We start from the raw sequence: 12645 nt of genomic DNA, 5'->3' as shown, positions 1-12645 counted from the left end.
TATTTTACCCCCTTATCTTCTTCAATTCATCCTGCGTGATCTCCTTATACCCTTTTGGTTCATCAAAAGTGGAGGCGGGTACGGGGCTGAGGTCTACTTTCGTAGCTACGGCCTTCATTTTGGAGCCGGCTTTGATGATGATCTCAAACTCCAGGGGAATACCTTTCAGGTTCATGAACCGGCGGTTATAGAACTTGTTCTCCGGCAGGATATCAATGGTGTAGAATACATCAAAGGTAGTACCGTCCTCATTTTTACCAATGGCTTTGCGGCATCTGTAACCGGCTATTTCCTTGGTTTCCTGCTGGTCTGTGAACTGGGTGCCCTGGTATTTCTTCAGGTCCTGTTCATAACCTTTCCTGTCTGTACGGATTAGGTATTTATCCCCATGATTATCCATGAGCGTCACTACCGTTTCATTCTGCGTATTGATCAGGTAGATGTAATTCACCACATTGAAGTTCATGTCTATACGGCTCTGATTACCCCGTATATACTGTGTCATGGAACTACCGGCAAACATAGCCTCCATCTGGAGCTGCTCGGGTGGCAATTCCACTTTATAGGTGATCCTGGCGTCCGATATGGTACGTTGTGCCAACAGCGGCGTTGCCAGGCCTGCGATGCAGCCTACCAGCAATCCCCCTATTTGTAACAATTTTCGCATAATGGTTCAATTAATTCATAGGTATAATGAAAATTCTATGCCAAAGGCAGCAGATCCGCTACCAGTCTGGTTTTAGCTTATTCAAAAATGCCCCTATCCCCTTTTGGCAATCCGGGTGCTGCCTGGTTTCCGCATTTGTGCGGGCCGCAGCTTCCAAAGCATCCTGAAGTGGCTTATCCAAAGCGGCACTTACCAGTTGCTTGGTGATCTTCAACGAGTTAGCGGAAGTTTCCACGCATAACTTTTCTGCTAAGGCCTGTACTTCCTCCTGAATTGATCCGGCAGCTATTACCCCATTGATCAGGCCATACTTTACAGCTTCTTCCGCACTGATCAGTCTGCCTGTTAAAAGCAATTCCCGGGCGCGGCCTTCTCCTATCTTCCTCACTAAAAACACACTCACCAAAGCGGGCACAAATCCTATCCTTACTTCTGTATAGCCAAATTTTGCATCCGGTACAGAATAACTCAGATCAGCTACAGAAGCCAATCCACATCCTCCTGCAATGGCATCTCCTTCTATCCGGGCAATCACCACCTTTTCCAGTGAGTAGATGTCCTGCATCAATTGCATGAGTTCCTTTGAATCGATTAAGTTCTCCTCAAAGCTGTTGCGTTGCAGCTGCTGCAGGTATTCCAGATCAGCTCCTGCACAGAACGCTTTTCCATTGCCTGCCAGTATCACCACCTTCACATTTTCATCTGCTTCTGCCTCTGCAAAAGCAGCCCTTAATTCCCGCACTACTTCCCCATTCAATGCATTCCGTTTGTCCGGGCGATTCAGTGTAATAGTAGCGATCCTGTTGCTGATATGATAGGTGATACCCTGCATGATCCAAATGTAAGGGAATTATTTTTAACGATTAAAGTGCATGTATAACATATTGTAAATTAAAAGCCTCTGTGGGAATTTACGTTCCAACAGAGGCTCTCTTTCCTGTTATTTTATACACCTATTGTGTTACTTCTTCTATCACTTTTCCTACATTACCATTTGGCATCTGGATGCGCAGGAGTGCTGCCAGGGTTGGCGCAATATCTGTCATCGCAGTTGTTCTGTTGGTTTTACCGTTACGAATACCCCATCCCATAAATACTAATGGAATATGTGCATCGTAAGGGTTCCATAGACCGTGGGTGGTTCCGGTTTTGATACCATCCAGCCAGCCGGGGAGCAGTGTGATCATGATGTCTCCACTTCTTTGTACATTGTAACCATTCACCACCATAGTTTTCAGTGGCTCAGGCAAAGCGGTGGTACCGAGTTTATGCAGGTCGAAAGCATTGGAAACACCGGGATACTTAATAGCATTTGCCAGGATCCAGCTCTTTACTGCTTCCAGTTTACCAGCTTTGGTTAACCCTTCATTATCCAGCGTGAACTGGTAGTTGTAAGTGGCAATAACCGCTTTTTTATATCCGAATTCAATGTCTATGGCGGTATTCATTGCTTTTAACATCGTAGCATCGTCCCACAAACCATTAGGCAGTTTATTCTCTTCCAGGAAACCGGGTACATGTGCCACACCGTGGTCTGCCGTGATAAAAAACAGCCATTGGCCTTTTCCTACTTTCTTATCCAGGTATTTGAAGAACTCTGCGAGGTCTTTATCCAAACGCAGGTAAGTATCTTCTGTTTCCACCGAGTTTGGTCCGTGCTGGTGACCAACGTAGTCAGGAGAAGAAAGGCTCACTGCCAGGAAATCCGTGGTGTTGCCATGGCCCAGCTTTTCGTTGTCAAGTGCTTTCTTGGCAAACTCCAGTGTGAAAGTGTTACCAAACGGTGTGGAAGATAATATGCCAAAGCTGTTACCCATCTGGCCTGCCAGTGCGTGCGGGAAAGAAGTATTGTTCTGACCTTTGAAACGGGCTTCATAAGGCTTTTCGTCAGCCGTACTTTGTACGTAAGTATCTACCGGGTACAAAGTGTTCCAGGGTTGTGCCAGGTATTTTGCAGGCAGTTTCTCATTATTGAAGGCATCTACCCAGGCAGGCAGTGCGTTCATGTAATAAGAGCTGGTCATAAAATTACCGGTAACGCCATCATACCAATAGGCTGCGTTTGCACTGTGCCCTGCGGGTAATATAGCTCCGCGGTCCTTAATAGCGATACCTATTGTTTTATTACGGAAGTTCTGCGCCAGGCGGAGTTCATCTGTAATGGTATTGGTGAGCATGTTCTTCGGGCTCATTCTTCCGGCTGCATTACTGCCGCCGATTGCGTTAACTGTCGTATCTTCCGTGCAGTACATACTGGTGTTGGAAGTCCTGTCGTTCCAGTTATTTCCGATAATGCCATGAATGGCAGGTACAGATCCGGTATAAGCACAGGTATGGCCACATGCAGTGATGGTTGGTGTGTAGGGAATAAGGGTGTTTTCACAGGAGAAACCCTCATTCAACAAACGTTTGAACCCATCATTGGAATAACGGTCATAATAACGGTACAGGAAGTCCCAGCGCATCTGGTCTACTACCATACCCACCACTAATTTAGGGCGGGCCACTTCTTTGGCTGTTTTTTTGCCATAGTTCGGCGGGAATCCGTGCGTAGGCGATGTGGCTTTTTGGCCAAATGTCACGGATGCCGTCAATAGTAATGCGACAGTTAAAAAAAATTTACGGCTCATATAAATCATTGATTGTTGCTAATTTACTCTCCGTTCAGACGTGGAAAAAATTGATTGGCAAAAGTAACCTAAGTTTACAAAAAATATAATTTTAATACCTTTGTAGGCAAATTTTAAACACTTTTTAATAATCGTCATGGATATATTCGAGAAACTGAAGCACATGGGGCCTATCGGAGAGCACTCTGAGAGAGCCCACGGTTATTTTGCTTTTCCCAAACTGGAAGGCGAAATAGGACCCCGCATGAAATTCCGGGGCAAGGAAAAGATTGTATGGAGCCTGAACAACTACCTGGGATTGGCTAACCACCCGGAAGTTCGTGCCACTGACGCAAAAGCTGCAGCTGATTTTGGATTGGCGGCCCCCATGGGTGCGCGGATGATGAGTGGAAACACTAATTATCATGAGCAACTGGAGAAAGAACTGAGCGATTACATGGGTAAAGAAGATACTACCCTGCTCAACTATGGCTACCAGGGTATCATGAGCGCTATCGATGCCATCTGTAACCGCCGTGATGTGATTGTGTATGATGCAGAATGCCACGCTTCCATTGTGGATGGTCTGCGTTTACACCAGGGACATCGTTATGTATTCAAACACAATGACATTGAAGATTGCGAAAAACAACTGAAACGTGCGGTGGAAATGTGCAAAACCACCGGTGGTGGTATCCTCGTGATCACGGAAGGTGTGTTCGGTATGGCCGGCGACCAGGGTAAACTGAAAGAGATCGTTGCTTTGAAAGAAACGTATGAATTCCGTTTAATGGTGGACGATGCCCATGGTTTTGGTACAATGGGTAAAACCGGTGCAGGTACTGGTGAAGAACAGAATGTACAGGATCAGATAGACCTGCTGTTCAACACTTTCGCCAAGTCTGGTGCTTCTATCGGTGCTTTTATGAGCGGCGACAAAGCGATCATCAACTACATCCGTTACAACAGCCGCTCGCAGATCTTTGCTAAATCCATTCCTTTACCACTCGTGATCGGGCACCTGAAACGCGTTCAAATGATGCGTCAGCAACCGGAACTGAAAGATAAACTGTGGAGCAATGTAAATAAACTGCAACAGGGCCTGCGTGAAAGAGGTTTCAATATCGGAAAAACCAATTCTCCTGTAACGCCTATCTACCTGCAGGGAGATATTCCTGAGGCAACCGCTATGTGCCTGGACCTGCGTGAGAATTATAACATTTTCTGTTCTATTGTAGTGTACCCGGTGATCCCGAAAGGCCAGATCATTTACCGCCTGATCCCCACTGCGGCACACTCTGATGAAGATATTGAACTAACGCTGAAGGCTTTCACTGAAACAAAGGCTAAGCTGGACCAGAAGGTGTATGCAGTAGCAGAAATTCCAATGGTATAAGTACGTATTTTACTGATATGTTAAGGGCATTCGCAAGGATGCCCTTTTCTATTTCAAACTATTAACAAAAGGGCAAAAAAAGAGGGCTGATGGTTAGTCAGCCCTGGCAAACAAATCGTTCTTTCACTAGGTGTAATACATGATCATAAGAATCGATCGTTCATGAGGACATGGTAATAAAAAAAGTTTGGTCATCATAGAATATGGATAACTATGAAGTAACCCATAAATATATTTTATGATAATTTTAGAACTTTAATGTCTTAAGGGGATTTTTTGAAAGCACGGCTCTATGCGCTTTTCTCGAACAAAACTAGCTGCTATCCAGCGTTTAACCAAAAATAACGTACTTCTACGGTATATCAATAACACTAACGTGGTATTTTGTTAACGCGCTGTTAAACTTCCGGTTTATTTTGTTAACGAGCTTTGTTTTTGCGTGCAAACGGACATAAAAAAGCTGGTCCGTTAACGAACCAGCTTTTCCTTTTTTTATTTCTTACAGGTGATTTTCCAAGGCTACATCGTACTTCACTTTCCAATCAGCTACCTTGCCCCAATCTTCTCCGTCTACTACAATCCCTTCTCCTTTCACCGTACCTATCTTCTCATAACGAACGGATTGATCAGAAGCATCTACCAGGCCATGCAGCAGGGCTTCAAACTTCTCTTTATCCGCAGGGCTCACACTCACTACCACACGGCTTTGTGATTCACCAAAGAGGTAAGCATCTTTACGGTATTTTTTATTGGTCACCACATCAAAGCCCAGCCCTCTTGCCATACCGCTTTCCAGCAATGTGGTAAAGAGGCCGCCTTCACTTACATCGTGGGCAGATTGGATCAATCCCGCCCCGATCAGTTTAGTGATGGCCTGTTGCAGTTTAAATTCTTCTTCCAGGTTAAAATGCGGAGCAGGGCTATGTTCAACACCTATCAGCTTGTGCAGGTATTCAGAGCTGCTGATATCATTATAGCTGCGGCCTACCAGGTAAACCAGGTCGCCGGCTTCTTTGAAATCCAGCGTCATCCGTTGCTCCATGGAATCCAGTACACCCAGCATACCTATAGTAGGGGTCGGGTAAACAGGGCCATCGGGAGACTGGTTGTAGAAGCTCACGTTACCACCTGTAACAGGGGTATTGAACTTACGGCAGGCTTCACCCATTCCTTTCAGTGCGTGTACGAACTGATAGTATACTTCCGGATCGTAAGGATTACCAAAGTTGAGACAGTTGGTGATGGCTACAGGTTCACCGCCACTGCAAACAATGTTACGGGCAGCTTCTGCCACTGCAATCTGACCACCTTTGTGCGGATCTGCATATACATAGCGGCTGTTACAGTCAGTAGTTACCGCCAGTGCTTTAGGTGTACCTTTTACGAGTACAATAGAAGCATCACTGGGGGCATTGGTGCTGGCATTGGCCGTACCTACCATGCTGTCATATTGCGTATATACCCAACGTTTGGATGCGATGTTAGGTAACTGGCTGATCTTTTCAGCTATTATTTTTGCGTTGGTGATATCCGGGATGTTCTGGATATCAAAAGCTTTGATCTTTTCAAAATACTTAGGCTCTACATAAGCGCGGTGGTATTGGGGAGCACCGCCACCCAGTACCATACTTTCTGCAGGTACTTCTGCTTCCAGTACACCATTCATATAGAAACGCAGCATAGGGTCCTTGGTTACTTCACCGATCTGTACGCAGTGGAGGTCCCATTTATCGAAGATGTCCAGTACTTCTTTTTCACGGCCTTTATGTACAACAATGAGCATGCGCTCCTGGCTTTCAGAAAGCAGCATTTCCCATCCTTTCATATTTTCCTGGCGGGTAGGTACTTTATCCAGGTGGATGATCATACCATGTTCGCCTTTTGCGCTCATTTCTGCAGTAGAGCAGGTGATACCGGCTGCGCCCATATCCTGCATACCTACCAATGCATTGGTTTTCACTACTTCCAGGCAGGCTTCCAGCAGTTTCTTTTCCTGGAAGGGGTCTCCAACCTGTACGGCAGGAAGGTCTTTGGCACTTTCTTCCGTGATATCTGCGGAAGCAAAGGAAGCACCGCCGATACCATCTTTACCGGTAGCGGAACCTACAATAAATACAGGGTTACCCGCTCCGTGAGAAGTGGCGGATACCATGGTACCTACTTTCAGTACACCCACGCTCATGGCATTCACGAGGGGGTTGGTACCGTAGCAGTCTTCAAAATATACTTCGCCACCTACTGTAGGTACGCCAAAGCAGTTGCCATAATGGCCAATGCCGTCTACCACACCTTTCAGTAAATGTTGTGTTTTCTTATCATTGATATTACCAAAACGCAGCGAGTTCAACGCAGCGATCGGGCGGGCGCCCATGGTAAATATATCGCGGTGGATACCACCTACCCCGGTTGCAGCTCCCTGGAATGGTTCCAGTGCAGAGGGGTGGTTATGGGATTCTATTTTAAATACGCAAGCCCAGCCATCTCCAATGTCTACCAGGCCGGCATTTTCTTCACCGGCTTTTACCAGCAGGCGGCCACCTTCCCTGGGGAGGCTTTTCAGCCATACAATAGAATTTTTATAGCTACAGTGTTCACTCCACATTACGGAGTACATGCTGAGTTCTGTAAAATTCGGTGTGCGGCCCAGGATGGATTTAATACGTTCAAATTCGTCAGCGGTGAGTCCTAACTGCTCGGCAGTTTCTACTGTGGTTTGCATGAATTGATGTAGATTTAGAAAAGAAGATGCAAAACTACATAGTTTTCCTGCAATTGACAAGAAGGAGTATTGATATACCTATATACACATAACATTATTTTTAATGTATCAGTTTTAGGATACCCGACCTTCAAATATTTGTTCAAATTTTAAAAATATATGCTTTTTTAGGGACAAATGCAATTTTTTGTTCGATAGAGCAGAAACAACTTGTAATTTCGACGATTCTGCCGTTCTTTTGTGGTAAAATAATTCTGACATCATGCAATCGTTACGCTTTCAAGCGCTGGAGAATCTGACCGGCGTAGATTTCAAAGTAAGTCCCGAACTGAATGGTAAGATCACAGACGTGTTCGGCACAAATGTTTTTACTGGTAAAGTAATGCGGGAACACCTGAGTGACGAGGCTTATAAGAGCCTGATGAACTCAATTAAAGGTGGTAATAAGATCGAGCGTAAGATGGCCGATCAGATTGCTTCAGGTCTCAAATCCTGGGCAATGAAAAAGGGCGTTACCCACTATACCCACTGGTTCCAACCCCTCACAGGTACAACTGCTGAAAAACATGACTCCTTCTTCACTATCAAAGGAGACGGTTCCAGCATCGAAACTTTCGATGGCGATGCACTGGTTCAACAAGAGCCTGACGCATCCAGCTTCCCTAACGGTGGTATCCGTGCTACATTCGAAGCACGCGGTTATACTGCATGGGATCCTTCCTCCCCTGCTTTCATCATTGATCAGGGCGCAGGTAAAACACTTTGCATCCCAACTATCTTCGTAGCTTATACCGGTGAATCACTGGATTACAAAGCGCCTTTGCTGAAAGCATTGTCTGCTCTGGATAAAGCTGCTGTTGACGTGTGCAACTACTTCGACAAAAACGTAACTAAAGTAACTGCTACCCTTGGCTGGGAACAGGAATATTTCATGATCGATGAAGGTCTGGCTAACGCCCGCCCTGACCTGGTGCTGACTGGCCGCACTGTTGTAGGCCACGCTCCTGCTAAAGGACAGCAACTGGAAGATCATTATTTCGGCGCTATTCCTGAGCGTGTATATGGCTTCATGCGCGATTTCGAACTGGAATCCTACAAACTGGGTATTCCTTTAAGAACCCGTCACAATGAAGTTGCACCTGCTCAGTTTGAGTGTGCTCCTATCTTTGAAGAAGTGAACATTGCAGTTGACCACAACTCCCTGCTGATGGACGTAATGAGCAAAGTTGCTAAACGTCACAAACTGAGAGTGTTACTGCACGAGAAACCATTTGCAGGTATCAACGGTTCAGGTAAACACAACAACTGGAGCCTTGCTACAGATACTGGTGTGAACCTGCTGGCTCCCGGTAAAACACCGAAGACCAACCTGATGTTCCTCACTTTCTTTGTGAACACTATTAAAGCCGTACATGATTATGATGATCTGTTACGTGCTGCCATCGCATCACCAAGCAACGACTTCCGTTTAGGTGCTAACGAAGCGCCTCCCGCAATCATCTCTGTATTCACCGGTAAATACCTCGCAGAAGTTCTGCAGGAAGTTAAGAGCCGCGTGAACAACAAGTTTGATGAGCAGGACGAAGCTATCCTGAAATTAGACCTTCACCGTCATATCCCTGAGCTGCTGCTCGATAACACAGACCGTAACCGTACTTCTCCGTTCGCCTTCACTGGTAACAAGTTCGAGTTCCGCGCTGTAGGTTCTTCCGCTAACTGCGCTTCTGCAATGACCGTGTTGAACACTATCATGGCTAAAACACTCGCTAACTTTAAAGTAGAGGTAGATGGCCTGATCGAAAAAGGTGAAAAGAAAGAGATCGCTATCATGCAAACCCTCCGCAAATACATTGTTGATTCTGAGAGGATCCTCTTCGAAGGCGATGGTTATAGCGATGAGTGGGCAGCTGAAGCTGAAAAACGTGGCTTAGCTAACGTTAAAACCACACCAAAAGCATTGGATGCAATGGTTACTCCTAAAGCTACCAAGCTGTATGTTGAAACCGGCGTTTACAATGAAAGAGAACTGCATGCCCGTCACGAGATCCTCCTGGAAGATTACGTGAAGAAAGTGCAGATCGAAGCCCGCGTGATCGGAGACCTGGCTACAAACCAGATCCTGCCTGCGGCTATCAATTACCTGAACTCGCTCCTTGCTAACATCAAGGGCCTGAAGGAAATTGGCCTGAAGGAAGATGCTTACAAAGCACAACTTCAGATTGCAACGAAAATATCTGAACACATAAATGTCATCAGTGAGAGTGTACAAGCGATGATCGAAGCACGTAAAGTAGCCAACAACCTGACTGACCAACGTCAGAAAGCAATTGACTACTGTGAGAAAATCAAAGAGAAATACTTTGACGTGATCCGCTACCACTCAGACAAACTGGAGTTTTTGGTAGATGACAAGATCTGGGGACTCCCCAAGTACAGAGAGCTGCTTTTCTTGCGATAAAAAACCGTAAGATTGTTTTGGTGTATGATGGCCCCCGGTATTTACCGGGGGTTTTTGTTTTGTTAAAATGGCTGGGTAGATTAAACCCGGGCCTTTTCCCATGGTCTATTCTCTAAATCGTCATCTATTATGAAGAAATTACTGTTATTAGCATTTCTCGCAGGTTCGGTGAGCCTGGGCTATGCACAAATCAAGCCTTCGAATGACCTGAAGCTGAGTGAACAACAAAGTCAGAAATTAAAAGACATCAATAAATCTTTCCTCGCCAGCACACAGGACATCCGCAAGAATGATGCACTGAGCAAAGAAGACAAAAAAGCGAAGTTGGAAAGCCTGCAGGCAGACCGCACCGGGCAGATCAAATCTGTGCTGGATGCCGGCCAGTTTGAGCAATGGCAGAAGAATCAATCCGCCAATAAAGAGAAAATGGCTGATCTGATGGAAAAACGGAAAGGAAAAGAAGGTAAAAAAGGTGCCGGCCGCATGAAGGATCACAGCGATGCTACCATCAAAGAACTGGGACTGACTGAAAAACAGGGTGCAGATCTGAAATCCATCAACATGGAGTATGCAGCTAAGGCAAAAGAGCTGAAGGATAAAACAGACCTTACCCAGGAACAAAAGAAGGAACAAGCGAAAGCCCTGAAAGCTGAAAGGTCCGCGAAGTTAAAAACATCTCTTGGCGATGCCCAGTATGAAAAGTATGAAGCACTGAGGAAAGAGGCTAAGGGAGAGAAAAGCAGGAAGAAGAAAACAGCACTATAATTTTCACAAGTGTATATATTTTTAAGGTTTTGAGGTTCAAGAAAAAAGGCCCCGCTTAATGCGGAGCCTTTTTCTTTTAAACTATCTTAAACGTTTCTGTGAACTTGGTAGTGAAGTTTCCTTTCCTGAAGTTCTCATCCTGCATTAACTGCTGATGGAACGGAATGGTTGTTTTAACCCCTTCGATCACGAATTCACTCAATGCCCTTTCCATTGTATTGATGGCCTCTTCCCGCGTTTGCGCAATGGCAATCACTTTAGATACCATGGAATCATAGTAAGGAGGAATTACGTAGCCTGCATAGATATGAGAATCCACCCGCACACCATGACCGCCTGGTGTATGTAACACCGTTATACGGCCAGGAGAAGGACGGAAATCATTATGTGGATCTTCCGCATTGATACGGCATTCGATCGCGTGCATTTGCGGCGTATAGTTCTTACCGGAAATTGGAATACCGGCTGCAATTTTGATCTGTTCTTTGATCAGGTCGAAATTGATCACCTCTTCCGTAACACCGTGCTCCACCTGGATACGGGTGTTCATTTCCATGAAGTAGAAATTGCGGTGTTTATCTACCAGGAACTCAATGGTACCTACACTTTCGTAATTGATGGCACTGGCAGCTTTAATAGCAGCCTCACCCATTTTCTCACGCAGTTCAGGTGTCATAAAAGGAGAAGGAGATTCTTCCACCAGTTTCTGGTGACGGCGCTGGATAGAGCAGTCGCGCTCACTGAGGTGGCACACTTTACCGTATTGGTCACCGGCAATCTGTATCTCAATGTGGCGGGGTTCTTCCACGAACTTTTCCATGTAAATGCCATCATTGCTGAAAGCAGCTTTTGCTTCTGCTTTAGCCATGGTGTAAGCATTTTCGATCTCATTTTCGTCCCAAACAACCCGCATCCCTTTACCACCGCCACCGGCAGTGGCTTTCATGATCACAGGGAGACCCATGGATTTGGCAATTGACTTTGCTTCTTCCACACTCTGCAGGAGTCCGTCTGATCCGGGAATAACCGGAACACCGGCTTTGATCATTGTTTCTTTAGCGGTTATCTTGTCTCCCATTTTACGGATCATCTCCGGTGTGGGGCCAATAAACTTAATACCGTGTTCTCCGCAGATCTCTGCAAAACGGGCATTCTCTGCTAAGAAACCATAACCGGGATGGATAGCATCTGCATTGGTGATCTCTGCAGCTGCCATCAGGTGAGGTATGTTAAGGTAAGAATCGCTGCTCTGTGGTTTTCCAATACATACGGCTTCGTCTGCAAATCTGACGTGCAGGCTGTCTTTATCCGCCGTTGAATATACTGCCACCGTTTTGATGCCCATTTCCTTACAGGTACGGATGATCCGCAGGGCAATTTCGCCACGGTTGGCGATCAGTATCTTTTTGAACATGTTTTTCTTATAGGTTATAAAAACTCAAAGGAAAAAGGTTGCAAGCAACCTTACAACCTTCCTTCCACTATCAAAGAGTTATGGTTCTACTAGGAACAAAGGCTGGTCGTATTCTACCGGAGAAGCATCGTCTACCAATACTTTCACGATCTTGCCACTTACTTCGCTTTCAATTTCATTGAACAGTTTCATGGCTTCGATGATGCACACTACCTTACCGGTGGTTACTTCATCTCCCACATTCACGAAAGCCGCTTTATCAGGCCCTGCACTACGGTAGAAAGTACCGATCATAGGAGATTTGATAGTGATCAGGTTACTGGCAGCAGGAGCTGTGGCAGCCGGAGCGCTGGCTGCAGGAGCCGTGGCAGCTGGTTGTGGGGCTACTGCTACAGGTTGTTGAACCGCTTGTATGGCAGGTACTGTTACAATCTGCTGTACTTCGTTATCCTTCTGTTTTATAGTTATTTTAAACTGGTCCTGCTCAATGCTCAGTTCGCTGATATTTGACTTATTGATCATTTTAATCAGCTCCTGAATCTGTTTAAAGTCCATGTAGACAGTTTTTGGTTTTAGTAATTTGCTGGTTCTCTGTGATAGAAATAGATAAGTATATG

The 12645-nt window shown here is 45.6% G+C and carries 9 protein-coding genes; 3 read left to right on the top strand and 6 right to left on the bottom strand.

All coding sequences use genetic code 11. From position 1 onward, the window contains the following. Positions 1 to 4: 4 nt before the first annotated feature. The 3 genes from AAHN97_RS02180 to pafA form a co-directional block, all read right to left on the bottom strand. A complete protein-coding gene (locus AAHN97_RS02180; RefSeq protein ID WP_343305926.1) occupies positions 5 to 667 on the bottom strand; it encodes a hypothetical protein in 663 nt (220 codons plus the stop codon). Positions 668 to 725: 58 nt separating this feature from the next. After that, positions 726 to 1499, bottom strand: a complete 774-nt coding sequence (locus AAHN97_RS02175) for an enoyl-CoA hydratase/isomerase family protein (protein WP_343305925.1) — start codon at positions 1497 to 1499, stop codon at positions 726 to 728. A gap of 121 nt (positions 1500 to 1620) precedes the next feature. Next, positions 1621 to 3297: an alkaline phosphatase PafA gene (gene pafA, locus AAHN97_RS02170; RefSeq protein WP_343305924.1), complete on the bottom strand. Its 1677-nt coding sequence runs from the start codon at positions 3295 to 3297 to the stop codon at positions 1621 to 1623. A 136-nt stretch (positions 3298 to 3433) separates the two neighbouring features. On the opposite strand from pafA, the gene AAHN97_RS02165 reads away from it, so the two are divergent. Further along, positions 3434 to 4672 carry an aminotransferase class I/II-fold pyridoxal phosphate-dependent enzyme gene (locus tag AAHN97_RS02165; RefSeq protein WP_343305923.1) on the top strand — a complete coding sequence of 413 codons (1239 nt, stop codon included), beginning with the start codon at positions 3434 to 3436 and terminating at the stop codon, positions 4670 to 4672. 499 nt (positions 4673 to 5171) lie between these two features. Here the strand turns inward: AAHN97_RS02165 and purL are convergent, their stop codons facing one another. Continuing rightward, positions 5172 to 7391, bottom strand: coding sequence for a phosphoribosylformylglycinamidine synthase subunit PurL (gene purL / locus AAHN97_RS02160; protein WP_343305922.1), 2220 nt, complete (start codon positions 7389 to 7391; stop codon positions 5172 to 5174). A gap of 262 nt (positions 7392 to 7653) precedes the next feature. Here purL and AAHN97_RS02155 point away from each other — a divergent pair, with 262 nt between their 5' ends. Continuing rightward, on the top strand, positions 7654 to 9849 hold the full coding sequence (locus AAHN97_RS02155) for a glutamine synthetase III (RefSeq protein ID WP_343305921.1): 2196 nt from the start codon (positions 7654 to 7656) through the stop codon (positions 9847 to 9849). A 129-nt stretch (positions 9850 to 9978) separates the two neighbouring features. After that, positions 9979 to 10614: a hypothetical protein gene (locus tag AAHN97_RS02150; protein ID WP_343305920.1), complete on the top strand. Its 636-nt coding sequence runs from the start codon at positions 9979 to 9981 to the stop codon at positions 10612 to 10614. Between the two features lie 76 nt (positions 10615 to 10690). Here AAHN97_RS02150 and accC read toward each other — a convergent pair whose 3' ends face one another. Together accC and accB are read right to left on the bottom strand one after the other, a co-directional pair. Continuing rightward, positions 10691 to 12028: an acetyl-CoA carboxylase biotin carboxylase subunit gene (gene accC, locus AAHN97_RS02145; RefSeq protein ID WP_343305919.1), complete on the bottom strand. Its 1338-nt coding sequence runs from the start codon at positions 12026 to 12028 to the stop codon at positions 10691 to 10693. A 78-nt stretch (positions 12029 to 12106) separates the two neighbouring features. Beyond that, on the bottom strand, positions 12107 to 12583 hold the full coding sequence (gene accB / locus AAHN97_RS02140; protein WP_343305918.1) for an acetyl-CoA carboxylase biotin carboxyl carrier protein: 477 nt from the start codon (positions 12581 to 12583) through the stop codon (positions 12107 to 12109). Between the last annotated feature and the right edge of the window lie 62 nt (positions 12584 to 12645).

This window comes from Chitinophaga niabensis (genome assembly GCF_039545795.1).
Taxonomy (GTDB): domain Bacteria; phylum Bacteroidota; class Bacteroidia; order Chitinophagales; family Chitinophagaceae; genus Chitinophaga; species Chitinophaga niabensis_B.
The sequence above is the reverse complement of the archived record's forward strand: the minus strand, read 5'-3'. Positions and strand labels throughout refer to the sequence as shown.

Bases quoted from the DNA above. Each gene is read 5' to 3' on its own strand.
- AAHN97_RS02180 (WP_343305926.1), bottom strand. From the start codon at position 667: ATGCGAAAATTGTTACAAATAGGGGGATTGCTGGTAGGCTGCATCGCA.
- AAHN97_RS02175 (WP_343305925.1), bottom strand. From the start codon at position 1,499: ATGCAGGGTATCACCTATCATATCAGCAACAGGATCGCTACTATTACA.
- pafA (WP_343305924.1), bottom strand. From the start codon at position 3,297: ATGAGCCGTAAATTTTTTTTAACTGTCGCATTACTATTGACGGCATCC.
- AAHN97_RS02165 (WP_343305923.1), top strand. From the start codon at position 3,434: ATGGATATATTCGAGAAACTGAAGCACATGGGGCCTATCGGAGAGCAC.
- purL (WP_343305922.1), bottom strand. From the start codon at position 7,391: ATGCAAACCACAGTAGAAACTGCCGAGCAGTTAGGACTCACCGCTGAC.
- AAHN97_RS02155 (WP_343305921.1), top strand. From the start codon at position 7,654: ATGCAATCGTTACGCTTTCAAGCGCTGGAGAATCTGACCGGCGTAGAT.
- AAHN97_RS02150 (WP_343305920.1), top strand. From the start codon at position 9,979: ATGAAGAAATTACTGTTATTAGCATTTCTCGCAGGTTCGGTGAGCCTG.
- accC (WP_343305919.1), bottom strand. From the start codon at position 12,028: ATGTTCAAAAAGATACTGATCGCCAACCGTGGCGAAATTGCCCTGCGG.
- accB (WP_343305918.1), bottom strand. From the start codon at position 12,583: ATGGACTTTAAACAGATTCAGGAGCTGATTAAAATGATCAATAAGTCA.